The organism is Actinoplanes sp. SE50/110 (assembly GCF_900119315.1).
Taxonomy (GTDB): Bacteria; Actinomycetota; Actinomycetes; order Mycobacteriales; family Micromonosporaceae; genus Actinoplanes.
Genome location: NZ_LT827010.1, coordinates 1,039,734 through 1,062,880, shown reverse-complemented (window position 1 = coordinate 1,062,880; position 23,147 = coordinate 1,039,734). Strand labels below are relative to the sequence as shown.

At 72.8% G+C, this 23,147-nt stretch carries 17 protein-coding genes; 3 read left to right on the top strand and 14 right to left on the bottom strand.

Annotated elements, in window-relative coordinates:
- Nucleotides 1-32 precede the first annotated feature (32 nt).
- Nucleotides 33-1,112, top strand: coding sequence for an NAD(P)/FAD-dependent oxidoreductase (locus ACSP50_RS04655; protein ID WP_014688001.1), 1,080 nt, complete (start codon nucleotides 33-35; stop codon nucleotides 1,110-1,112).
- Here ACSP50_RS04655 and ACSP50_RS04650 read toward each other — a convergent pair.
- Nucleotides 1,109-1,927, bottom strand: coding sequence for a TrmH family RNA methyltransferase (locus tag ACSP50_RS04650; protein WP_014688000.1), 819 nt, complete (start codon nucleotides 1,925-1,927; stop codon nucleotides 1,109-1,111). The two genes, ACSP50_RS04655 and ACSP50_RS04650, sit on opposite strands and share 4 nt — an antisense overlap.
- Here ACSP50_RS04650 and ACSP50_RS04645 point away from each other — a divergent pair.
- Both ACSP50_RS04645 and ACSP50_RS04640 read left to right on the top strand, forming a co-directional pair.
- Nucleotides 1,854-3,689 (top strand): 2-isopropylmalate synthase, encoded by a 1,836-nt coding sequence (locus ACSP50_RS04645; RefSeq protein WP_231956865.1) that lies wholly within the window; start codon nucleotides 1,854-1,856, stop codon nucleotides 3,687-3,689. The genes ACSP50_RS04650 and ACSP50_RS04645 overlap by 74 nt on opposite strands.
- A 132-nt stretch (nucleotides 3,690-3,821) precedes the next feature.
- Nucleotides 3,822-5,021: an FxsB family cyclophane-forming radical SAM/SPASM peptide maturase gene (locus tag ACSP50_RS04640; protein ID WP_231956864.1), complete on the top strand. Its 1,200-nt coding sequence runs from the start codon at nucleotides 3,822-3,824 to the stop codon at nucleotides 5,019-5,021.
- Here the strand turns inward: ACSP50_RS04640 and ACSP50_RS04635 are convergent.
- The 13 genes from ACSP50_RS04635 to ACSP50_RS04575 form a co-directional block, all read right to left on the bottom strand.
- The gene (locus tag ACSP50_RS04635; protein WP_014687997.1) at nucleotides 5,009-6,079 is read right to left on the bottom strand and encodes a PD40 domain-containing protein; all 1,071 of its coding nucleotides are present in this window, start codon (nucleotides 6,077-6,079) and stop codon (nucleotides 5,009-5,011) included. The two genes, ACSP50_RS04640 and ACSP50_RS04635, sit on opposite strands and share 13 nt — an antisense overlap.
- A complete protein-coding gene (locus ACSP50_RS04630) occupies nucleotides 6,076-6,591 on the bottom strand; it encodes a SigE family RNA polymerase sigma factor (RefSeq protein WP_014687996.1) in 516 nt (171 codons plus the stop codon). The genes ACSP50_RS04635 and ACSP50_RS04630 overlap by 4 nt, the downstream gene beginning before the upstream one ends.
- Nucleotides 6,592-6,671: 80 nt before the next feature.
- Complete coding sequence (locus tag ACSP50_RS04625) at nucleotides 6,672-7,700, bottom strand: hypothetical protein (RefSeq protein ID WP_014687995.1); 1,029 nt, start codon at nucleotides 7,698-7,700, stop codon at nucleotides 6,672-6,674.
- A 154-nt stretch (nucleotides 7,701-7,854) separates the two neighbouring features.
- Nucleotides 7,855-11,031 (bottom strand): non-ribosomal peptide synthetase, encoded by a 3,177-nt coding sequence (locus ACSP50_RS04620; protein WP_014687994.1) that lies wholly within the window; start codon nucleotides 11,029-11,031, stop codon nucleotides 7,855-7,857.
- A gap of 85 nt (nucleotides 11,032-11,116) precedes the next feature.
- The gene (locus tag ACSP50_RS04615) at nucleotides 11,117-11,389 is read right to left on the bottom strand and encodes a hypothetical protein (protein WP_231957002.1); all 273 of its coding nucleotides are present in this window, start codon (nucleotides 11,387-11,389) and stop codon (nucleotides 11,117-11,119) included.
- An 8-nt stretch (nucleotides 11,390-11,397) separates the two neighbouring features.
- Nucleotides 11,398-11,715 (bottom strand): ArsR family transcriptional regulator, encoded by a 318-nt coding sequence (locus ACSP50_RS04610; RefSeq protein ID WP_014687992.1) that lies wholly within the window; start codon nucleotides 11,713-11,715, stop codon nucleotides 11,398-11,400.
- An 89-nt stretch (nucleotides 11,716-11,804) separates the two neighbouring features.
- Nucleotides 11,805-17,471, bottom strand: a complete 5,667-nt coding sequence (locus ACSP50_RS04605) for a non-ribosomal peptide synthetase (RefSeq protein ID WP_014687991.1) — start codon at nucleotides 17,469-17,471, stop codon at nucleotides 11,805-11,807.
- A complete protein-coding gene (locus ACSP50_RS04600) occupies nucleotides 17,468-17,659 on the bottom strand; it encodes an MbtH family protein (protein ID WP_014687990.1) in 192 nt (63 codons plus the stop codon). The genes ACSP50_RS04605 and ACSP50_RS04600 overlap by 4 nt, the downstream gene beginning before the upstream one ends.
- Nucleotides 17,656-18,432 (bottom strand): thioesterase II family protein, encoded by a 777-nt coding sequence (locus ACSP50_RS04595; protein WP_014687989.1) that lies wholly within the window; start codon nucleotides 18,430-18,432, stop codon nucleotides 17,656-17,658. The genes ACSP50_RS04600 and ACSP50_RS04595 overlap by 4 nt, the downstream gene beginning before the upstream one ends.
- A 118-nt stretch (nucleotides 18,433-18,550) precedes the next feature.
- Nucleotides 18,551-19,183 (bottom strand): DUF4097 family beta strand repeat-containing protein, encoded by a 633-nt coding sequence (locus ACSP50_RS04590; RefSeq protein ID WP_014687988.1) that lies wholly within the window; start codon nucleotides 19,181-19,183, stop codon nucleotides 18,551-18,553.
- Nucleotides 19,184-19,188: 5 nt separating this feature from the next.
- Nucleotides 19,189-21,429: an MMPL family transporter gene (locus ACSP50_RS04585; RefSeq protein ID WP_014687987.1), complete on the bottom strand. Its 2,241-nt coding sequence runs from the start codon at nucleotides 21,427-21,429 to the stop codon at nucleotides 19,189-19,191.
- Between the two features lie 41 nt (nucleotides 21,430-21,470).
- A complete protein-coding gene (locus ACSP50_RS04580; RefSeq protein ID WP_014687986.1) occupies nucleotides 21,471-21,734 on the bottom strand; it encodes a hypothetical protein in 264 nt (87 codons plus the stop codon).
- Nucleotides 21,735-21,881: 147 nt separating this feature from the next.
- Nucleotides 21,882-23,111, bottom strand: a complete 1,230-nt coding sequence (locus tag ACSP50_RS04575; RefSeq protein WP_014687985.1) for an MFS transporter — start codon at nucleotides 23,109-23,111, stop codon at nucleotides 21,882-21,884.
- Nucleotides 23,112-23,147 lie beyond the last annotated feature (36 nt).

The window sequence follows — 23,147 nt, the reverse complement described above, 5'->3', positions numbered from 1 at the left end:
CTGCCGGCCGCCGGACGGCACAGGCTCAGGCCATGAAACCTGAAGTGATCGTGGTGGGTGGCGGTTACGCCGGCATCGTCGCGGCGGCCGCGCTGGACGACGTGGCCGACGTGACGCTGGTCGAGCCCACCGAGACGTTCGTGCACCACGTGGCCGCGCTGCGCGCCGCGGTCGACCCGGACTGGACCGACCGGATCTTCATCCGGTACGACGGACTGCTCCCCCGTGGCAGGGTGATCCGGTCCCGCGCCATCCGGGTCACGCCGGAGACGGTGGAGCTGGCCTCCGGGGAGCGGCTGCACGCCGACTACCTGGTGCTGGCCACCGGGTCGAGCAGCCCGTTCCCGTCCCGGATGGACAGCCCGGACACCGCCGTCGCGCGGGAACGGCTGGGGGCGGTCCGGGACGCCCTGTCCCGGGCGTCGCACGTGCTGCTGGTCGGGGCCGGGCCGATCGGGCTGGAGTTCGCCGGCGAGATCGCGGCCGCCTGGCCGACGACCCGGATCACCGTGCTGGACCGGGCGCCGGACCTGGTCGGCGGCCGGTTCCCGGACGCGTTCCGGGCCGAGCTGCGCCGGCAGCTGGACGCGCTCGGCGTCCGGCTGCTGCTCGGGACGGCCCTGACCGCGCCACCGGCAGTGGAGCCGGGCACGGTCCGCCCGTTCACCGTCACCACGGCGGCCGGGGAGATCATCGCGGCCGACCTGTGGTTCCCCTGCCACGGGACCGGGGTCCGGTCGGAGTACGCCGACGGGTCGCTGGCCGGGGCGCGGCGGGCCGACGGGCGGCTCGCGGTCACCGAGCACCTGCGGGTGGCCGGACACGACCGGGTCTTCGCGGTCGGGGACCTGGCCGGGACCGACGAGCTGAAGATGGCCCGGGCCGCGGCCCGGCACGGTGAGGTGGTGGCCGCCAACATCCGGGCGCTGATCGGCGGCGGGCCGCTGACCGCGTACGAGCCGGCGCCGGACGGGATCGTGCTGCCGCTCGGGCCGCACGGCGGGGTCACCTACGATGCGGACGCCGGCCTGCTCGGCCCGGAGACGACCGCCAGGATCAAGGCCACCTTCCACATCGAGAGATTCCTCGATGTGCTGGGCGCGCAGGTCTAGTGACGGCGCTGGCGGGCGGCTTCGTAGAGGACCACGGAGCCGGCCGCCGCGGCGTTCAGCGAGCTGGCCGCGCCGGTCATCGGGATGCGCAGGATGTGGTCGCAGGCCTCCCGCCAGGCGCCGCTGAGCCCGCGGGTCTCGTTGCCGATCGCGATCACCTTGGGCCCGGTCAGGTCGTGCTCGTCCAGGTCCACGTCCCCGCCCTCGTCGCTGCCGAGGATCTCCACCGGGAGACCGCCACGGCGCAGGCCGATCACGTGGTCGACCACCTCACGGTGACTGGCGACCTGCACCACCGGCAGGGCGAACAGCGAGCCGGTGCTGGCCCGGACCGCCTTCGGGTCGTACGGGTCGGCGGCGTGACCGGCGATGATCAGCCCGGTGGCGCCGAACGCGTCGGCCGAACGGACCAGGGCGCCGATGTTGGCCGGCGTGGTGGGCCGGTCGAAGACCAGGGCGAGCATGTCCGGCCCGGCCCCGATCCGGGTGAGGTCGTCGGCCGGCATGCCGACCACGGCGAGCAGCTCGGGCGACTCCTCGTCCTTGCCGCCCAGCTCGTGCATCAGCTCGCCGGAGACGGCGAACCGGGCCGCGTCGGTGCGGTCCAGGACGTCCCGGCTCCACCGGGACAGGCGACGGGCGTCGTCGAGCAGGACCGCGTGCACCGGCCAGCCGTGGTCGACGGCGAGCGTGATCGGGCGGACGCCCTGCACCACGAACTCGCCGGCCCGGTGCCGTTTGGTGCGGTTGGTGAGCAGCGCCTGCCACTGCTGGAAGGTCGCGTTCCGCGTGGAGACCCGCATTGTCCTGGACATTCCCACTATCCAAGCAGTCCGGTCGTGGCCTCTGCGCGTCGGGTATGGTCCCGATCGTGACGCATTTCGTGGCGCTGCTTCTCAGCCGCCACGGCGGGGCCTGATCCGACGACCGGCTCCCCGCCGTGGGGGCTGTTCGTGCTTTGCCGGTCGATGTCCGTTTCCCGGCAAACCCGTTCTGGAGCCCCGTCATGATCACCTGGAATCCGCAGCAGCCCAGCCCGATGCCGTTCCACCGTTACCGCCCCGCCCACGAGCGGGTCGACGTGCCGATCACCGACCGCACCTGGCCCACCCGGCGGCCGACCGCCGCCCCCTGTGGGTCCCGGTCGACCTGCGCGACGGCAACCAGGCGCTGGCCGAACCGATGGACGCCGACCGCAAACTGCGCGCCTTCACCATGATGGTCGCGATGGGTTTCAAGGAGATCGAGGTCGGCTACCCGTCGGCGAGCGGGTTGGACTTCGACTTCGTCCGGTTACTGGCCGAGCGTGACGACCTGGTCCCGGACGACGTCACCGTGGTCGTCTTCACCGCCGCCCGGGACGACCTGATCAGGCGGACCGTGGCATCGATCGACGGCCTGGCCAGGGCGGTCGTGCACATGTACACGGCGACCGCACCGACCTGGCGCGACGTGGTGCTGCGGGCGTCCCGGGCCGGGCTCAGGACAAGGATCCTGCACGCGGCCGGGGTGGTGCTGTCCGAAACTGATCGACTGGCTCACACGTACACCCGCTTCGAGTTCAGTCCTGAGGTCTTCAACCTGACCGAACCGGAGTTCGTGCTGGACGTCTGCAACGCGGTCACCGGGCGGTGGGACGCCGCCCCGGACCGGCCGGTGATCCACAACCTGCCGGCCACGGTCGAATGCGCCACCCCGAACGTGTACGCCGACCAGATCGAATGGATGAGCCGGCACCTGGACCGGCGCAACGACGTGATCCTGTCGGTGCACCCGCACAACGACCGCGGCACCGGGGTGGCCTGCGCCGAACTGGCCGTGCTGGCCGGCGCGCAACGGGTCGAGGGCTGCCTGTTCGGCAACGGTGAACGCACCGGCAACGTCGACCTGGTCACGCTGGCGATGAACCTGTACACCCAGGGCATCGACCCGAAGCTGGACTTCTCGGACATCGATGCGGTGCGCCGGACCGTCGAGCACTACAACCGGATGCCCGTGCCGGATCGCCACCCGTACGCCGGCGACCTGGTCTACACCGCGTTCTCCGGCACCCACCAGGACGCCATCGACAAAGGCATGATCTTCCACGCCAAACGCGCCGCCGCGCTGGGCGTGCCCGAGTCCGAGGCGCCGTGGGAGGTGCCGTACCTGCCGGTCGACCCGGCCGACGTGGGCCGCTCCTACGAGGCGGTGATCCGGGTGAACAGCCAGTCCGGCAAGGGTGGGGTGGCCTACCTGCTGCGCACCGGGCACGGCCTGGACCTGCCGCCCGGCCTGCGGGTCGAGGTCGGCGCGCTGGCCCAGGCCGCGAGCGAGGGACGGGCCGGCGGCGGCGAGCTGACCCCGGCCGAACTGTGGTCGCTGTTCCGCGACGAATACCTGGTCCACCCCGGATTCCCGGTCGACCTGGACGGCGTCGAGGTGATCGAGGAGGTCACCGGAAACTTCCGGGAGGCGATCATTTCGTACGTTCGTTGCCGGATCGCCGAGGTGGAACGCTGGGGTGCCGGCGTCGGGTCGACCCCGGAAGCCGCCCGGCACGCCGCGATGAGCAGCGCCGCCCGTCGCGCCGTCTGACCTGCTTCCCGGCCGGTCCGCACGGTGGTCCCGGGATCACCGTGCGGGGCGGGGGCTCATGTCGTACGACCGCAATGGCGGCAGCGGGCAGCGGAAACCCGGCGCCGGGCCGCGGTCCGGGGGTCTTCTAGCATGCAACGGGCGGGTGACGAGGGGGTCGGGATGAGCGCCGAGCAGGCGCGGTGGCCGGAGTTGTCGCTGGACGTCGCCGCGCTGCGGCGCGCCGGGCATCGGGCGGTGCCGTTCCGCGACGTGGTGCTGAAGGTGCATCAGCGGTGCAATCTGGCCTGCGACTACTGCTACGTCTACACGATGGCCGACCAGTCCTGGCAGGATCGGCCGCGGGTGATGGACCGGGCGACGTGGCGACTCGCCGCGCGGCGGATGGCCGAGCACGCCGACACGCACGACCTGCCGGAGATGCGGCTGGTGCTGCACGGCGGCGAACCGATGCTGGCCGGGACCGCGCTGCTGGATGAGCTGATCGGGGATTTCCGGGCGGTGTTCCCGGCCGGGCGGCGTCTGGAGGTGCTGATCCAGACGAACGGGACGCTGCTCGACGAGGCCGCGGTCGCGATGTTCCGCCGGCATCGGGTCCGGGTCGGGGTGAGCCTGGACGGCGCCGCGGAGAGCAACGACCTGCGCCGGCGGCGACCCGACGGGCTGGGCAGCTCGGCCGCCGTCGACCGTGGGTTGCGGCTGCTCACCGGGGACGTCTTCGGCGGCCTGCTGTGCACGATCGATCCGGCCACCGATCCGGTCGCCGGCTACGAGGCGCTGCTGCGGTATCGACCCCCCGCCATCGACCTGCTGCTGCCGCACGCGAACTGGGAGACGCCGCCGCCGGCCTCGTGCGCCGGCTGGCTGATCGCGGTCTTCGACCGGTGGTACGACGCACCCCGCCAGGAGACCTCGATCCGGCTGTTCGAGGACGTGATGGCGCTGCTGCTGGGTGGTTCCGGCCGGTCCGAGCAGATCGGGCTGAGCCCGGTGGCGGTGGTGGTGATCGAGAGCGACGGGGCGATCGAGCTGACCGACTCCCTCAAATCGGCGTATCCGGGGGCGTGCGCGACCGGCCGGACCATCGCCGCCGACCCGCTGGACGCGGTCCTCGACCATCCCGGCGTGGTGGCCCGGCAGATCGGCGCCGACGCCCTGTCCGACGCCTGCCGGGCCTGTGACCTGCACCGGGTGTGCGGTGCCGGGCACTACGCGCACCGTTACCGCGCGCCCGGCGGTTTCCGCAATCCGTCGGTGTACTGCGCCGACCTGGCCGCCCTGATCCGGCACGTGCGCCGGCGGCTGACCGCCGATCTGGCTCAGCGGGTGTAGGCGATCAGGTCCAGGTCGCGCAGCGAGGCCGGTTCGGTGGCCTGGACCAGCAGCGTCCCGGTGGCCGAGAACAGCGAGAGCACCCTGCGGTCCCCGTCGGTGGCCCGGACCATCAGGTTGCCGTCGGTGTCGAAGAGCGCCGACTCGACCGTGCCGGGCACCGGGATCGGGTCGAGGGCGCCGGTGCTCGCGTCGGCCACCGTGTCGGGGCGCTGATCCACGTCGAACGAGTTGCTCAGCCGCAGGGCGAACCGCGCGCCGGTCCGGTCCACGCTCAGCACCAGGTCACCGGAGAGCTGCTCGGGGTTGCGGCCGACATCGGGGTCCCCGAAGACCGGGACGGTGGCGGCGCCCACCCGGATCCGCTGGCCGGCCGTGTAGAACAGCTTGCTGCCGTCCCCGGACCAGTGGAAATTCTGTCCCTTCAGACCACCCGGGATCGGGCCGAGCTTGCCGGTGGCGACGGTGAGCACGGCCGGCGACGGCGCCGCGACCAGCAGCCGGGTGCCGTCCGGCGACCAGGACGGCAGCTGTTTGGCGATGTCGACCGTGCCGCTGAGCAGCGGCTGGGCGGCACCGGCCAGCCGGAGCTTGCCGGCCGACACGTACGCGACCTGCCGGCCGTCCGGGGAGATCGCGACCGCCTGGTTCGCCCTGTCCAGCACCGTGGTCCGGGTGCCGTCGCCGGTGAACCGGACCACCGTGCCGGACTTGGACCGGTAGAACAGCTCGCCGGTCAGCGCGGTCAGCGACTTCGACGCGGGCACCGCCATGGTGACCGTGGCCGGGCCGCTCGGCGCCGGCTTGCGGACCGTCGCGCCGGGCGACGGGCTGACGCTCGCCGCGACCACGGCCGGCGGGCCCGGTCGGGTCCGGAACGCGTCGAGGTTCGCCACCCCGAAGCCGGCCAGGCCCAGCACCGCCAGCGCGGACGCGGTGACCGCGGTGATCCGGTTGCGGCGGATCTGCCGGGACCGCCCCAGCGCCCGGGCGTGCAGGTCGACGAAGTGCACGTCGTCGGCGATGCCGGAGAGCGACTGCCGCAGGTCCTCGTTCACGCCTGCGCCTCCAATGCCCGCATGTCCGGCAGCAGGGTGCGCAGCTTCGCCAGCCCCCGGGCGCATTGGGTCTTGACCGTGTTGACCGACACCCCGAGCAGCTCGGCGGCCTCGCTCTCGGAGTGGTCCTCGAAGAACCGCAGCACGATCACCGCCCGCTGCTTGGCGCTGAGCTGGAGCAAGGCGTTGCGCAGCACCAGCCGCCGAGTGGTCGCGTCGGACTCGTCGGAGCCGTCGCCGCCGGCGCGGTCCGGTAGTTCCCCGGGCATGACCTCGGCGACCCGGCCGCGCCGCCAGAAGGAGACCTGGGTGTGGTACATGATCTTTCGAGCGTACGCCTCGGCGTTCCCGGCCCGATCCAGGCGGTTCCACGACCGGTGGGTACGGGCCAGGGCCTCCTGGACCAGGTCCTCGGCGAGGTGCTGGTCACCGGTGAGCAGGAACGCGGCGCGCAGCAGTGAGTGCGTGCGGGACCGGACGAACTCGGCGAAGTCCGCGTCGGCTTGATCCATCCCCGTACATCCGATCTCGTGGTGCTGAGATCGGTGATCTTAAAGGTCGCGATGGCCATCACGCTGTCCCCCACTGTGGATCACTCGGCGTAGCCGCTGAGGCGGGCGTCGAAGTCGAGCTTCATCGAGAAGGACCTGCTGGTGAGCACCCGGCCGGCCGCGGAGAACAGCGTGAGCGTCTGCGTACCCGCCACGTCACCGGTGCCGGCCAGCACCGAGCCGTCGCGCAGGATCAGCAGGGAGCCCGGACCGTCCTTCACCACGGTCGGCACGACCTTGCCGGTCGCCGTGTCGATCAACCGGTCCGGGGTTCCCCCCGCCTCGTCGTTCCCGTCGGTCATCCGGAACAGGATGGCGGTGATCCGGCTGCCGTCGGCATTCACCGTGCCGAGGACGTTCGCCTGCAGCCGGCTCGGGTTCTGCGCGCTGCTCTCGGCGCCGATGACCGGCACCTTGCGCAGGTCGGACCCGTCCACCGCGGTGGAGCAGATCACACCCTTGTCGATGAAGAAGATCCGCTTGCCATCGCCGGACATCAGGTAGTTCTCGAAACCCTGCAGGGACTTGGGCAGCGCCTGGAACGAGCCGTCGGCGATCCGGAAGATGCCCTCCGTGACCTTGGTGATCCGGTTTTTCGTCTGGGCGTCGATGCGCCGCACGAGGAGGCCGGCGCTGTCCGCGGTCCACGCGGGGCCGAGATTGGTCGAACCGTCACTGATGTCGATGTCGAACTTGTAGGTCCGCCGGTTCTTGCCGTCGACGCCGGAGACGGTGAGTTCGTCCTCGACGTAGGCGAGGTGCCTGCCGTCCGGCGAGACGCTCGGCAGGGTCAGCATCCGCCCGGGCGACCGGTGCAGGACACTCGGTTTGCCGTCCCGCACCCCGTAGACCTTGTCGAGATTCGCGTAGAGAAGGGTGCCGTCGATGGTGGCCGCCCTCGTACTCTCGGCCGGCGGACTGCTCGGGACCGCAGCCGGTGTACTGCTCGGCGCGACGACCGGAGGCGCCACGGTGCCGGCCGTCCCCTCCTTCCCGCCGCCGGTGCAGCCGGAGATCAACAGGGCGGCGACGGTGGCGGTGGCGACGAGTCCGGTCTTGATGGCACGCATTTCCTGCTCCCCCGTGGGCGGTTCATTGCTGACGCCGGTATAGACGCCGATCCGACCCACCCTCAGGTGACACCTTCGCCGAGAAATTCCCACTTTTTTGCCGGGCACGCGACGGGGGCCGGGCGGGTGCCCGGCCCCCGTGGTGCGGGCGAGGTCAGCCGGCGTCCTCGGCGAGGGCCGAGACCAGCGCCGCCAGGTCGTCGTCGTCCAGCGACAGCAGGTCGTCCGGGGCGGGCTCGGCCGGGGCCGGGGTGGCCGGCACCGCCCGTTCGGCGATCTTCTCCACCGTGTGCAGGGTCAACACGTCGCCGACCCCGATCAGCCAGCCGGCGTTGCGGACCCGGGTGACCACCTGGATCGCCCGGATGCTGTCGCCGCCCAGGTCGAAGAAGGAGTCCGAGGCACCGACCCGGGAAACCGAGAGGGCCTCGGCGAACGCGACCGCCAGGGCGCTCTCCACCGCGCCGGAGGCCTCGCGGCCGGCGGTCACGGTCACCTCCGGGTCGGGCAGGGCGGCGCGGTCGACCTTGCCGTTGGCGTTGAGCGGGAGCGCCGGCAGCACCGTCACCACGGCCGGGACCATGAAGTCGGGCATGCTCTCGCGCAGCGACTCCCGGATCCGGGTCGGTTCCGGGGTCTCGCCGGCGGCGCCGACCACGTAGGCGACCAGGCGGCGGGCGCCCGGGGCGGTCTCCTGGGCGGTGGCGTACGCCTGGGCGATCTCCGGCAGGCGCAGCAGCGCCGCCTCGACCTCGCCCAGCTCGATCCGGAAGCCGCGGATCTTCACCTGCTGGTCGCCGCGGCCGACGTATTCGAGCACGCCGTCCTCGCGCCAGCGGACCACGTCGCCGGTCCGGTACATCCGGGAGCCGGGCGGGCCGAACGGGGCGGCCACGAAGCGTTCCGCGGTCAGCGCCGGTCGGTTCAGGTAGCCGCGGGCGTTCTGCCAGCCGGCGACGTACAGCTCGCCGGACACCCCGATCGGCACCGGGCGCAGGTCCGGGCCGAGCACATAGACCCGGGTGGCGTCCAGCGGGACACCGATCGGCGGGGTGCCGCCGGACTCCTCGACCTCCATGGTGGTGGCGAACGTGGTGGTCTCGGTCGGGCCGTAGCCGTTCATCACCCGGATCCCCGGGCAGGCCGCGCGAACCAGCCGGATCGCCTCGCCGGAGGCCGCCTCGCCGCCGCACGACACGGTGCGCAGGCCGGCGAACGCGGCCGGGCGGGTGCCGGCGATCAGGTTGAACAGCGACGTGGTGAGGAAGGCCGCGGTCACCCCGTGCGCCGCGATCACCGCGGCCAGCTCGTCGGCGGTCACCTGGCCGGGCGGGGCGACCACGATCCGGCCGCCGGTCAGCAGTGGCGCCCAGATCTCGTAGGTGGAGGCGTCGAAGGCGTGCGAGGAGTGCATCAGCACCCGCTCGTGGTCGCCGTCCGACCACCGGTGGTGCGCGGCGAAGGCGAGCACGTTGCCGTGGGTGACCGCGACGCCCTTGGGCCGACCGGTGGAGCCGGAGGTGTACATGACATAGGCCAGCCGGTCCGGGTCGCCGCCGCGGTGCGGGGCGGTGGCCGGCGCCGCGGCGCTCAGATCGGCCGCGGACAGCAGCAGCGCCTCGACCGGGTGGTCGGCCGGCACGTCGGTGAGCAGCAGCCGCACCCCGGCGTCGGCGAGCATGGCGCGCTGCCGGGCGGCCGGGTCGGTGGGCCGCAGCGGCAGATAGGCCCCACCGGCCTTGATGATCGCGAGGGTGGCGAGCACCACCAGCGCCGACCGCTCGGCCAGGATGGCGACCGGCTCCTCGGCCCGCAGGCCCTGGTCGAGGAGTTCGGCGGCGAGGGCGTCCGCGGCGGCGTCCAGCTCGGCGTACGTGATCTCCCGCGCCCCCTCGGTCACCGCGACCGCCCCGGGTGTGCGGGCGGCCCGCGCCGCGAAGGCGTCGGCCAGGTCGCCCCGGGGCGCCGGGGCCGGGGTGCCGTTCCAGTCGTGCAGGAGCAGCTCGCGCTCGGTCGCCGAGGTCAGCTCGAACTCGCCGAGCGGCGTGTCCGGCAGGGTGCTGACCTCCTCGAGGAAGCGCAGGTACAGGTTCTCGATCACGGCGAGGTCGGCGCGCGCCCAGCGGTCCGGGTTGCCGTCCACGTCGAGCCGCCAGCCGCTGCCGTCACCCCGGTCGTAGAAGCCCAACGACAGGTCGTCGACCGGCCCGAGGGTGAGGTTGCGGGTGACCGTGGGCAGCCCGGCGAGGGTCACCTGGTAGTCGAAGGCCATCACGTTGACCACGGTGCCCCAGCCGGTGCCGGCCGCGCCGGCGTGCGCCGGCTGCCAATCCTCGAACCGGCAACGCTGGTGCCGCAGCGCGAGACGCAGCGCTCCGGAGACCCGCGGCACCAGGTCGCGCAGCGTGTCACCGGGCCGCACCTCGATCCGCAGCGGGACCACGTTGGACGAATGGTTCGGGGTGGCCCGCAGCTGCCTGGTGGTCCGGCCGGTGACCGGGACGCCGAGCACCACGTCGGTACGGCCGGTGCAGCGGTGCAGGAACGCGGCGGTGGCCGCCATCAGCAGCACCGGCCAGCGGGTCCGCAGCTCGCGGGCCACCTCGGCGATCGCGGCGGTGCGCCCGGCCGGGACGCTCGTCGAGCGGCGGATGTGCACGGCGCCCGGGTCGGGGGTGTCCGGGCCGCGGGTCGCCCAGTGGTCGCTCAGCTTCACCGGGCTGGCCGAGGACGCATGCTCGCGCCAGAAACGCAGGTCGGCCTGGAACTCCTCGCCGGCCCGGTACTCCGCGTCGGCGGTCAGGGTGGCGGCCAACGACTCGGCGGGCGGCGGCGCGTCGGCGAGCGGCGCCCCGGTGACGATCTCGGTGTAGTACGCGCCGATCTTGCGGAACAGCAGCGCCGCGGCGTACCCGTCGCAGGCGATGTGGTGGCCGCGGCCGTAGTAGACGAACCGTGCGTCGCCGACCCGCAGCAGGGCGAAGGTGAACAGCCCACCGACCTCCAGGTCGATCCGGCGGTCCAGGTCGGCACGGATCCAGCGCTGGGCGGCCGCGTCCGGGTCGGGCTCGGTGCGCAGGTCGACCCGGGTGATCCGGGCGGGCGCCTCGTCGATGATCTGGTAGAGCTCGCCGCTGTCGTCGCGGCGGATCGCGGTCGCCTTGAAGGTCGGCGCCTCCTCCAGCACCCGCGCCCAGGCCTGCTCGAAGGCGTCCTGGTCGAGATCGCCGTCCACCTCGGTGTACTCCGCGATGTTGTAGGCGTGCCCGGTCGGATCGAGTTCGTGCCCGAGCCAGATGCCCATCTGTCCGGCCGACAACGGTAACCGCATGAAAGTCTCACCTCACGACAGTGGAGCCCTGGATACGGGGGAATCGCAGGGCTCCACTGTGTCGGTGAGGTCTATATTTCCGTTGTCAGCCGACCTCGCGCATCATCTTCTCCATCGCCGCGGTGGCCTCGCGGACGTGCGTGAGCTCGGCGACCGTGCGTTTCTGCAACTCCGCGTTCTCCGCCAGCAGCTGGGCGCACCGCTCGGCGAGCTCCCGGTACTGCGCCTCGCGGGCGGTGGCCAGACGCGCCCGCCAGGTGGCGGCGAGCTGCCACACGATCACGATGAGCACGACGAAGATCCCCGCGGCGGCCAGCAGGCTCACCACATCGTCGCCATTGGAACCCAACGCACTCACCATCACTTTCACTTCTCGGTGGCCGCGTCGGTCAGCGTCTTGACCGCCTCGGCCACCGTCTGCGGTGTCAGTTGCAACGCGAACGGCGTGACCTCGAAGAACTTCATCGCCTTACCGTCCGCGGACAGCTCGAGACTGCCCTCGATCAGGCCGGCGGCCTCCAGCCGGGCGAGGTGCATGTGCAGCAACGGCCTGCTCATGCCCAGCCGGACGGCCAACCGGCTGACGTAGTCGCGCTCGGCGGAGAGCACCCCCACGATCCGGAGACGGTGCGGATTGCTCAGCGCCGTCAACATCTTCAGCAGGTCATCACCTGTGACATCCATCCGCGTTGACCTCTTTCCGGCGCACGAGAAGCTTCGCACACCCACCCGAGGGGCGTCAACACTTCATGACAGGTGTCAGAAAAATCTGATCAGTAGCCGCCCCATTGCGCCACGATCGTCTCCCGCTCCGCCGCGGTGATCAGGTCGATCTCCCGAACTCCCACGTCCAGGTCACCGGCCAGGCTCTCCAGGGCCAGCATCATCCGGTCCAGGTGCGCCTCCGCGTCGGCCGGGGCCACCAGGTCGGGCCGGAAGCCGAGCCGCACGGTGAGCCGGTCGTCCGGCCCCGGGACCGCGACCAGCCGCAGCGGATAGTGCGTGGCGTCGTCCAGGCCCAGGCCGGTCACCCGGTACCCGGCGCCGTCCGGCTCGGCCAGCACCTCCACGTCGAAGGGATAGTTGACCAGCATCGTGGTGGTGTCGAACAGCTGGGTGCAGCCGGTCAGCCGGTGGATCCGGCCGAGCCCGAGGTGCTGGTGGTCGAGCAGATCGGTCTGCTCGCCCTGCAGCACGGTAAGCGCCTCGCCGAGCGTCGTCCCGGCGTGCAGCCGCACCCGCACCGGCACGGTGTTCACGAACAGCCCGACCATCCGGTCGGCGCCCGGCAGGTCGGCCGGCCGCCCGGAGACGGTGGTGCCGAACACCACGTCGTCCCGGCCGGTGATCCGGGCCAGCACCAGCGCCCAGGCGAACTCGACCGCGGTGTTGAGGGTGACCCCGAGCGGCCGGGCCGCGTCCAGCAGCCGGCGCACCGTGGCACCGGGCAGCTCCCGGCTGATCTGCCGCTGGGCGGTCACCGCCGCGCCCGGCGTCTCCGGCGCCACCAGCAGCGGGCCGTCGAGGTCGCGCAGGTTCTCCGCCCAGGCTCGGACGGCGGCCGCCGGGTCCCGGCCGACCAGCCACGCGACGTGGTCGCGGTGCGACGGCGCGGTGTCGTCCGTGAGCGCGGCCCGGTCCGACCACATCGCCCGCAGCTCCTGCACCAGGATCGGCAGCGACCAGCCGTCGACGGCGATGTGGTGCGCGGTGACCGCGAGCCGCCACTCCCGGTCGGCCAGCCGCATCAGCGCCAGTCGCAGCAGCGGTGGACGGTCCAGGTCGAAGTCGTCGCGCTCGGCCTCGGTGAGCCGCTCGGCAGCCGCCTCCCGCTCGCTCGCGGGCAGCACGGTGAAGTCGACGTCCCGCCACAGCGCGACCCCGCCGGACCGCACCACCTGCACCGCGGCCCCGCTCTCCAGCTGGTGGAAGCCGGTCCGCAGGGCCGAGTGCCGGTCGATCAGCCGCTGCCCGGCCGCCCGGATCCGGGTCGGATCGACCCGGCCGGACAGATCGAGGCGCACCTGGGTGGTGTAGACGTCGGTGCCGCCGTCACGTGCCTCCGCCGCGTGGAACAGGAAGCCCTCCTGTAGCGGGCTGGCCGGCAGCACGTCGGACAGGTCCGGCACCAGCGACTCCAGCGCGGTGACCTCGGCCTGGCCGAGCGCCGCCAGCGGCAGGTCGGCCGGGGTGCGGCCGCCGGGCACCGCCGGGTCGGCCAGCTCGGCCAGCGCCACCAGGGCGTCGCGCCAGCGCTCGGCCGGCGCCTCGAACCCGTCCGCGGTGATCCACAGCGCCCGCAGGGTCCCGTCCGGGCGGCCCGCGACGTGCACCTCCAGGTGGTAGCCGAGCGGCATGCCCGGGTCGACCCCGGAGGGCAGCGGCTCACCGGCCAGCAGCGGCCAGGCCCCGGCCACCGCGCCGGCCGTACCGCCCAGGTAGTTGAACAGGAACGGCGCCGGGTCCAGGTCGTCCGCGGCCGGGGCCCGCAGTTGCTCCTTGACCCGCAGCACGGCGGCTCGCGGGTCGGCGCCGATCCCGGTCACCCGGACCGGGCGGACCGCGGTCAGCCAGCCGACGGTGCGGGACAGGTCGGCGTCCGAGTCCCGGCCGTGCCCCTCGATGTCGATCACCGCCTCCTGGGTCAGCGCCCGGGAGTATGCGGTGATCAGCAGGTCGTCCAGGCGGCCGTGGAACTTCTCGGCCACCGTGCCGAGGCGGGTGACCACCTCGGCCGGCACGGTGACCTCGGTGTGCCGGGCGTCCCGGGCGAAGCCGTAGGTGCGCCGGGGCTGCCGGGCGACCTCCGGCAGGCCGCGTGCCCAGGTGCGGTAGGAGACCGGCACCGGCTCCAGGACCGGCGCGACGCCCCGGCCACGGGCCTCGGCGGCCGTCGCCAGGTCGGGCAGCAGCACCTGCCAGGAGACCGCGTCGACGACCAGGTGGTGCGCGACGAGCACGAGCCTGCGGTGATCCACCCGGACCGCCAGGACGTTGATCCCCGCCGTGGGGTCCAGACGCCGGGCGGCGAACTCGGCCGCCTCGAAAGCGGCTCCCTCGAAAGTCAGAAGCTCCACGGCCGCAGCGGCGGGGATCTCGAGGTCGCCGTCCGCGGTCAGCCGGGCCGCCAGTACCGGGTGGTGACCGACCACGTCGCGCAGCGCGGCGGCCAGTGTCGCGTCGTCCAGCCCGGCCGGTGTCTCGACCACCACCGCCTGATGGAAGCCGTGGAACCCACCGCCCCGGGCGACCAGCGCCGACCCGAGCGGCGACAGCGGCGCCCGGCCGATCGCCGCGGCCGCGGTCTCCGCCGTCGCCCCGGCGGCCGGACGGGCGACCGCCGCCAGCGCCGCCGCGGTACGCAGCCGGAACACGTCCTTGGCGGTGGCGACCCAGCCGGCCTGCCGGGCCAGCGACACCACCCGCATCGCCAGGATGCTGTCACCGCCCAGATCGAAGAAGCTGTCGGTGACCCCGACCCGGTCGTGCCCGAGCACCACGGCGAAGGCATCGGCGAACGCGGTCTCGGCCGCCGTGCGCGGCTCGCCGCCCGCCGCGCCGGCGGTCACCGGCACCTCAGGTGCGGGCAGCGCGGCCCGGTCGACCTTGCCGTTCGGGGTGACCGGGAACGCGTCGAGCAGCAGCACCGCGGACGGGACCATGTGCGCCGGCAGCGTGCCGGACACCGCGGTCAGCAGGTCGTCCGCGACCAGGGTGCGGCCCGGATCGGCGATCACGTAGGCCACCAGGCGCTGCACCCCGGGCCGGTCCTCGCGGACCAGCACCAGCGACTGTGACACCCCCGGGCAGGCGGCGAACGCGGCCTCGATCTCGCCCGGCTCGATCCGCTGACCGTGCAGTTTCACCTGATGGTCACTGCGTCCCAGATATTCCAGTACCCCGTCGGCGCGCCAGCGGACCAGGTCGCCGGTGCGGTACATGCGCTCGCCGGGGGCGCCGTACGGGCAGGCCACGAACCGTTCCGCGGTCAGCCCGGCCCGGCCCACGTAGCCGAGCGCCAGCCCCACCCCGGCCAGGTAGAGCTCGCCGGTGGCGCCGGGGGCGACCGGGCGCAGCAGGCGGTCCAGCACGTACACCTGGATGTTGGTGATCGGGGCACCGATCGGCACGGTCACCGCGCCGGGTTCGGCCCGGCACTGCCACGCGGTGACGTCGACCGAGGCCTCCGTCGGACCGTAGAGATTGTGCAGCTCGACGCCGGGCAGCAGACCGAGGAAGCGGTGCTCCAGGTCGACCGGGAGCGCCTCGCCGCTGCAGATCACCCGGTGCAGCCCGGTGCACCCGGCCGCGGCCGGCTCGCGCAGGAACTCGCCGAGCATCGACGGGACGAAGTGGAGCGTGGTGATCCGCTCCTGCCGGATCAGCTCGGCCAGGTAGGCCGGATCCCGGTGCCCCTCCGGGCGGGCGACCACCAGGGTGGCGCCCACCTGCAGCGGCCAGAAGAACTCCCAGACCGACACGTCGAATCCGGCCGGCGTCTTCTGCAGCACCCGCTCGCCGGGGCGCAGGCCGTAACGGTCCTGCATCCAGCGCAGCCGGTTGACGATGCCGCGGTGCGGGACGGCCACGCCCTTCGGGCGGCCGGTGGAGCCGGAGGTGAAGATGACGTACGCGGTGTCGTCCGCTGTCACCGGCCGCCGCTCCGCCGCGCTCAGCGGGTGCGCCGGCACCGCGTCCAGGTCCAGGGTGTCCAGCCGCAGCGCCGGGCCGGGCACCCCGGGGCCGTCGGTGAGCACGCAGGCCGGCCGGCCGTCCTCGATCATCGCGGCGATCCGGGCGGCCGGGTACTCCGGGTCGATCGGCAGGTAGGCGGCGCCCGTCTTGAGCACCGCGTACAGCGCGACGACCAGATCGAACGAGCGGGGCAGCGCGACACCGACCAGCCGGCCCGGCCCGGCGCCCTCGGCGAGCAGCCGGCGGGCCAGCCGGTTCGCCCGCTCGTCCAGCTCCCGGTAGGTCAGGGCGGCGCCGTCGTGACGCAGCGCGACCGCCTCCGGCGTCCGGCCGGCCTGCTCCTCGAAGGCCGAGACCAGGGTGCCGCCGGGCACCCCGGCGGCGGTGTCGTTCCACCGGTGCAGCACGTCGGCGCGCTCGGCCGGGCTGAGCGGGTCCAGGTCGTCGACCGCGATCCCCGGGTCGGCCGCGACCGCGGTCAGCACCCGGACCAGCCGGTCGAGCAGGATGCCGGCCTGGTCCGCGTCGACCACGTCGGGCCGGTGGCCGAGGCGCATCTCCAGCCCGTCGCCGGCGGTGACCGCCAGCCGCAGCGGGTAGTGCGTGGAATCCTCGATGTGCACCCCGGCGACGCGCACCCCGGCCGCGGTCAGCGGCGCCGTGACCGCCTCGTGGTCGAGCGGGAAGTTCTGGAACACCGTGGTGGTGTCGAACAGCGCGGGGTGCCCGGTGGCCCGCTGCACGGCGGCCAGCGGGGCGTGGTGGTGTTCGATCATCGCGGCCTGCTCGGCCTGCAGCCGGACCAGGCAGGCCGCGGCGGACTCACCGGCGCGCAGCCGCAACCGCACCGGCACGGTGTTGAGCAGCAGACCGACGATCCGGTCGGCGCCGGGCAGCAGCGGCGGGCGGCCGGAGACGGTGGTGCCGAAGACCACGTCGGCGGAGTCGAGCAGCCGGGACAGCAGCACCCCCCAGCCGAACTGGACCACGGTGCCGAGCGTGACGCCGTGCCGGCGGCCCAGGTCGGCCAGCCGGTCGGTGACCTCGGCCGGCAGCACCGCGCGGACCTCGTGCTGCAGGGTGGCCGGCAGGTCGGCGGCCTGTGGGGCATACAGCGTCGGACTGTCCAGTCCGGACAGCGCCGCGGCCCACGCCTGCTCGCTCGGGGCGGTCGGGTGCCGGCGCAGCCAGGCGAGGAAGTCGCGGAACTGCGGCGCGGGCGGCAGCACGTCCGCCGGCCCGGCGGCGTAGAGGGCGAACAGCTCACCCAGCGCCACCGGTACCGACCAGCCGTCCCAGAGCAGGTGGTGCACGGTGAGCACGAGCCGCTGGCGTCCCGGTCGGAGCCGGAGCAGGGCGAACCGCAGCAGCGGCGGCCGGTGCGGGACGAACCCGGCGGCCCGCTCGACGCCCGCGATCCGGGCCGCCTCGGCCTCGGACTCCGGGCCGGCGAGACCGGTCAGGTCGTGCTCGCTCCACGCGGCCGGCACGTCGCGGTGGATCAGCTGAACCGGGCGCTTGAGCCCGGCGTGGTGGAATGCCGCGCGCAGCGACCCGTGCCGGGCGAGCAGCGCGTCGGCGGCCGTCCGCAGCCGGGCGGCGTCGATCTCGCCGTCCAGGTCGAGCCGGAGCTGGGTGGCGTAGACGTCGACCTGCTCCTGGAGAGCGTGCAGCAGGAAGCCCTCCTGCAGCGGGGTGAGCGGCCAGGCCGCTTCGATGCCCTCGGGCAGCCGCGCGCCGCTCATTTCGACCCCACCCGCAGGTCGGTCCAGTGCTGCTCGACATAGCGGACGCAGTCGGCCCGATCGGACGGGGCCAGCGCCACCGACCAGCCGGCCGGGGTGGTCACCGCGGCCGGCCAGAGCGAGTGCTGCCCGCGGTCGTTGACCAGGACCAGGAAGCGGGCCTCTTCGTCGTCGAACGGGTTGCTCATCGCGTTCCTCCCGCGGTCAGCTCGGCGGACAGCTCCGCCACGATCAGCCGGGCCAGCTGGGCCGGCGCGGTCTCGGTGTAGAAGTGGCCGCCCGGGATGGTGCGGGTCGAGCAGCCGGCCACCGTGTGCCGGGCCCACTCGCCGGCGTGGTCGGTGGTGAACGAGGCGTCGCTGTCCCCCGCGATCACGGTGATCGGGCAGGTCAGCGGGGCGCCGGTGGCGTACTGGTAGTCGGCGATCAGCCGGAAGTCGCCGCGCAGCACCGGCATCGCCAGCTCGCGCAGGTCGGGGTCGGCCAGCATCCCGGCGCCGGTGCCGCCGAGCGAGTCGACGTAGCGCAACACCGACGCGTCGTCCGGGAAGCGCAGCGACTGGTTGGTGCGGTGCGGGGCGCGGCGGGCCGAGGCGAAGAACCGGCGCAGCGCGTTCGGGCGGCGGGCGCGCAGCCGGCGGGCCACCTCGTACGCCACGGTGGCGCCCATGCTGTGCCCGAGGAACGCGGCCGGGCGGTCCAGGCGGTCCAGCATCGCGCCGGTGATCTCGTCGACCAGCTCGGCCATCGTCCGGGGCAGCGGCTCGCCGTAGCGGTCCTGGCGGCCCGGATACTGCACCGCGACCAGTTCCAGGTCGTCCGGGAGCAGCGCGGCGAGCTGGTGGAACGAGCTGGCCGCACCGCCCGCGTGCGGGAAACAGAAGAGGGTGAGCCGTGCGGCGGGTCGGGGCGCGATCACACGGAAGCAGTCACGCGCCGCTATGTGCTTGGCAACAGTCATGAGCGGAATAACTCTCTGCTCGTGGCCGAAAACGGCCCGGTCCCGGACGGCGATGGCCGTCCGGGACCGTACTCTGCCGGATACTTCTATATTTATTATCTTTTAGCGAGTCTCAGAGTCAGCTCACCACGGAGACGTCGCCGCCACCGGACTTGGCCTTGATCTTGTGGGCGGAGCCGGCCACCGCCTGCACCGACACCGTCTTGTTGCCGCCGTCGGTGGACGCGTCCACCTCGTACGGCCCGGCCGGGACCTTGACCTTCACGTCGCCGCCGGAGCTGGTCACGTCGACCAGCGGGGCCGGCGTCGCGTACGACAGATCGATGTTTCCGCCGTTGGTGTTGACCGTGGCGTCGGCACCGAGGCCGCTGCCGGTGATGTCGCCGCCGTCGGTCTTGATCTTCACCACGGTGCCGGCCGGTAGTTCGATCCGGTAGTCGACGTGGCAGTTGTCCTTGCCGCAGCCGCTGTCGACCAGGTTGAGCGTGCCACCGTCCACACTGTGCGAGGTCTTCGGCTTGGCGTCGTCGTACTTCAGCTCCTCGGAGACCTTGACCGAGGCGCCGTCCGAGGCGGTGAGCGTCACGTTGCCGCCCCGGCCGCTCAGCGACAGCGTGCTGACCTTGTCACTGATGTCGTACGTGTTGTCCGCGCTCTGGTCGGATCCGCTCGCCTTCGGGTCGCACCCGGCGGCGAACAGCGCCCCCGTCGCGATCGCCAGCAGGCCGGCGGCCACCTTGATGTTCCTCATCGTCGTCACTCTCCTCGTGCGGTGGCGGCCGCGTGGCTGACCAGCACGGCTTCCTCGGTGGGCTCGGCGTGGGCGGACTCGGCCACCGGGTCGGACCCGGTCACCACGGCCGGGCGGCCGCGCAGGCTCCAGGCCCGGTCGCCGAGCAGGGACAGCGTCGCGGGGAGCAGCACGCCCCGGACGATGGTGGCGTCGATCAGGATGGCGACGGCCATCCCGACGCCGAGCATCTTGTACTCGATGCCGGAGAGCGTCGCGAACATCGCGAACACCGCGATCATCACGACCGCCGCGCTGGTCACCACGCCGGCGCTGCTGCCGACGCCGTGCACGACCGAGTCCTTGGCGGACTCGCCGCGGGCCCAGCGCTCCCGGACCCGGCTCAGGATGAAGACGTGGTAATCCATGCTCAGGCCGAACAGGATCACGAACATGAACAGCGGCAGCCAGTTGACCACGCCGCCGAAGGACGAGAAGCCCAGCAGTCCGGCGAAGCCGCCCTTCTGGAAGCCGAGCACCACGATGCCCATCGCGGCCCCGATCGCCAGCAGGTTGAGCACCATCGAGACCGCGGCGACCAGCGGCGCCCGGAACGCGACGACCAGCACGATGAACGCCAGCACCAGGACGAAGGCGACCACCCAGGCGGTGCGCTGCTGGAGCACGTCGGCGAAGTCGTGCAGGCCGGCGGTGCGGCCGCCCACCGCGTACTTCAATCCGGGCGTGTTCGCGAAGGCCTTCGGCAGGACGTCGGTGCGCAGGGTCTCCAGCGCCTTCACCGAGGTGTCGTCGGTGCCGCTGCCGGCCAGCGGGACCTTGATGCTGAGCACGCTGCCCACCGGGGTGGCCGAGATCTGGTCGCCGAGCAGATCGCTGGCGGCCGCCTCGCGGCGCAGCTCGGCGACGGCCTGGTCGGCCGCGCCGCTGGTGGCGCCGGTGCCCCAGACCACCACCTGCGCCGGGTCGGCGCCGCCCGGGAAGGCCTGCTGCAGCCGCACGCCGGCGTCGACCGCCGGGATGCTGCGCGGCAGCGAGTCGAGCTGACCGGGCTCGCTGAGCTTCATGCCGAAGGCCGGCAGGGCCAGCGCGACCAGCGCGATCAGGGCCAGGCCACCGTAGATCAGCGGGTGCCGGGACACCCCGCCGGCGATCGCCGACCAGCCGCGGGAGTTGGTCGCCGTGGTGCGCGAGCGGCCCAGGAAGGGCACCCGCAGCGAGTCGACCCGGCGGCCGAGCACGCTCAGCAGGGCCGGCAGCACGGTGACCGAGCCGAGCACGGCCAGGCCGACCACGATGATCGTGCCGATCGCCATCCCGTTGAACGTGTCGACCTGGGCCAGGAACAGCCCGGCCAGCGAGAGGATCACGGTGAGGCCGGAGACCACCACGGCGTGCCCGGAGGTGCGCGCGCTGATCTTCAGGGCCTCGGTGGCGCTCTTGCCGGCGGCCCGCTCCTCACGCTCGCGGCGCAGGTAGAACAGGGAGTAGTCGGTGCCGACCGCCATGCCGATCAGCAGCACCACCGAGGAGACCGTGCTGTTGGCCGGGATGATCGTGCCGACCAGGTCGAGGACGCCGAGCCCGGCGAGCACCGCGGTGGCCGCCAGGAAGACCGGGACGGTCGCCGCGACCAGCGCGCCGAAGACCACGATCAGGATGATCAGGGTGACCGGCAGGGAGAGCTGCTCGGCCCGGGACAGGTCCTCGTCGGCCGCCTTGTTGACCGCCGAGGTCAGCGAGATGTCGCCGGCCATCGCGAGCCGGACGCCGGGGTGCGCGCCCTGGACCGCGGTGATCTCCTTCTTGATGTCGGCGAAGTGCTTGTCCGCGTCCTTGCCCGGACCCGGGATGGTGAAGCTGACCAGGCCGGACTTCCCGTCCTTGGAGACCAGCGCGGCCCGGGTCTGCTCGTTGTCGAGCGGGGTGACCACGGAGCTGGTGGCGCCGGGCAGCGCCTTGATCCGGGCGCTCAGATCGGTGGCGGCGCTCTCCAGATCGGGAGTGCCGAGGAACGACTTGTCCCGGCCCTGGGCCTCGATCAGCACGTTTTCGGTGTAGGACGAGGTGACCTTCTGGGCGCGGATCATGCTCTGCGCCTGGCCGGCCTCGCCGGCGTCGGTGGTCTTGGCGCCCGAGCCGGCCGACCCGCCGACCAGCACCGCGACGGCCACCAGAAGAATCCAGCCGACGATGACCTTTTTGGGGTGACGGGCTGACCAGCCCACCATCCGCTCCAACAGCAGCATGACTGTCCTTCCTGGATCAGGGGGGAGATTGGGGAGGGGTCTCAGCTCAGCTCGCGCATCATGCGCTCCATCGAGGTCACGGACTGGCGGACGCCGGTGAGCTCGCTCGCCACCCGCTCGCGCATGTCCTCGTGCTCGAGGAGCAGCTCGGCGTATTTGTGGTTGAGCTCGCGGTAGTGCTCGTCGCCGCGCTGGGCGACGATCCGGGCCCGCCAGGTGGCGGCGGCCTGGGTGACGATCAGGACCAGGACCAGGATGATCCCGGCCACGGCCAGCAGGCTGGTGAGGTCGTTGCCGTAAGTCATCGGCCTTCTCCTTCTCTTGGGCGAGCCTAGGGAATCCGCGGGGCTCGGAGCGGTCGCCGAGACGCCTCGTCCGGCAAACTGGGGTGACCCCTATCAGGTCGGCCCATCATGTGTAAGACAAAGCTTACAGGTGCCTGGTGCCACCCGTCAAAGGGAACTGACAGGTGCCTGGCGGATGGCCGGCAGACACACCGCCAGCAGCGCCAGCAGGCCCATCCCGGCGGCGGTGACCAGGGCCGCGTCGGACGTGCTCACGGCGCTCAGCAGCACCCCGCCGAGCAGCGCGCCGACCGAGTTCAGGCCCGAGCCGATCAGCGCGAAAACACTGGTCACCCGGCCCTGCATGTGATCCGGGGTGACCCGCACCTGATAGGTCGCGGCGGCCACGTTGAGCAGTGCGCCGAGCGCCGCCATGCCGCCCATCAGCGCACCCAGCCCGGCCGGCAGGGTGATCACCGCGACCAGCGCGATCAGCACCGCCCACAGTGCCAGGACGCCGATCAGGATCGCCGGGATCGGCAGCCGGCGCATCACCCGCGCCGCACCCAGCGCGCCGATCAGGCCGCCGGCGCCGCCGAGCAGACCGATCAGGCCGACCATGTACGGCGGGCTCCCCCCGTGCTTGACGATCAGCACCAGGGTCAGGTTGATCACCTGGAAGGCCAGGTTGCTCCCGCCCACCAGCAGGATCGCCGAGCGCATGAAGCGGTGCCGCCACACCCAGGCGAAGCCCTCGGCGATCTCGGTGGTCAGCATCCGCCGCGCCTGCGGCCGGTCGTCCTGCAGGTTCCTGCGCACGGCCAGCAGGGTCACGAAGGCCACCGCGTGGGTGAGGGTGGCGAACGCGAACGGCAGCCACCGGAGAGCCGAGTACAGCGCCGTCCCGAGCGGCTGCCCGACCAGCCCGGTGGACTGGCCGCGGGCCTCGTTCTGGGACAGCGCGGCGCCCAGGTGCTCGGGCTCCACGACGTGCCGCACCGAGGCCCGCTCGGCCAGCCGGTAGACGATCACCGCGCTGCCGTCCAGAAAGGCGGCGGCCATCACGTGCGGCAGCCAGACCCGGCCGAGCAGCATCGCGGCGACCAGGCTGCCCATCGCGGCCAGCCCGATCACGTCGCAGGTCAGCATGGTGCGGCGCCGGTCCCAGCGGTCCACCAGGGCGCCGGCCGGCAGCACGAACAGCAGCTGGGGCAGCAGGGTGGCGAAGGCGACCAGGGAGGCGTCCGCGGGTGAGCCGCCGCCCCAGATGATCAGCAGCGGGAAGGCCGCGGTGGCGACCCGGGTGCCGAGCAGCGAGGCGCCGGCCCCGGTCCAGAGCATCCGGAAATCGCGGTTCCGGCGTAGTGGCGTGGTTGGTTTCTCGGAGAGTGCGGTCATGACAGGGCTCCTGACAGGGGAACGGCCGGCCGGCTC

Coding starts and splice junctions, on each gene's coding strand:
- ACSP50_RS04655 (WP_014688001.1), top strand. CDS start 33: ATGAAACCTGAAGTGATCGTGGTGGGTGGCGGTTACGCCGGCATCGTC.
- ACSP50_RS04650 (WP_014688000.1), bottom strand. CDS start 1,927: ATGTCCAGGACAATGCGGGTCTCCACGCGGAACGCGACCTTCCAGCAG.
- ACSP50_RS04640 (WP_231956864.1), top strand. CDS start 3,822: ATGCAACGGGCGGGTGACGAGGGGGTCGGGATGAGCGCCGAGCAGGCG.
- ACSP50_RS04630 (WP_014687996.1), bottom strand. CDS start 6,591: ATGGATCAAGCCGACGCGGACTTCGCCGAGTTCGTCCGGTCCCGCACG.
- ACSP50_RS04625 (WP_014687995.1), bottom strand. CDS start 7,700: ATGCGTGCCATCAAGACCGGACTCGTCGCCACCGCCACCGTCGCCGCC.
- ACSP50_RS04620 (WP_014687994.1), bottom strand. CDS start 11,031: ATGCGGTTACCGTTGTCGGCCGGACAGATGGGCATCTGGCTCGGGCAC.
- ACSP50_RS04610 (WP_014687992.1), bottom strand. CDS start 11,715: ATGGATGTCACAGGTGATGACCTGCTGAAGATGTTGACGGCGCTGAGC.
- ACSP50_RS04605 (WP_014687991.1), bottom strand. CDS start 17,471: ATGAGCGGCGCGCGGCTGCCCGAGGGCATCGAAGCGGCCTGGCCGCTC.
- ACSP50_RS04600 (WP_014687990.1), bottom strand. CDS start 17,659: ATGAGCAACCCGTTCGACGACGAAGAGGCCCGCTTCCTGGTCCTGGTC.
- ACSP50_RS04595 (WP_014687989.1), bottom strand. CDS start 18,432: ATGACTGTTGCCAAGCACATAGCGGCGCGTGACTGCTTCCGTGTGATC.
- ACSP50_RS04590 (WP_014687988.1), bottom strand. CDS start 19,183: ATGAGGAACATCAAGGTGGCCGCCGGCCTGCTGGCGATCGCGACGGGG.
- ACSP50_RS04585 (WP_014687987.1), bottom strand. CDS start 21,429: ATGCTGCTGTTGGAGCGGATGGTGGGCTGGTCAGCCCGTCACCCCAAA.
- ACSP50_RS04580 (WP_014687986.1), bottom strand. CDS start 21,734: ATGACTTACGGCAACGACCTCACCAGCCTGCTGGCCGTGGCCGGGATC.
- ACSP50_RS04575 (WP_014687985.1), bottom strand. CDS start 23,111: ATGACCGCACTCTCCGAGAAACCAACCACGCCACTACGCCGGAACCGC.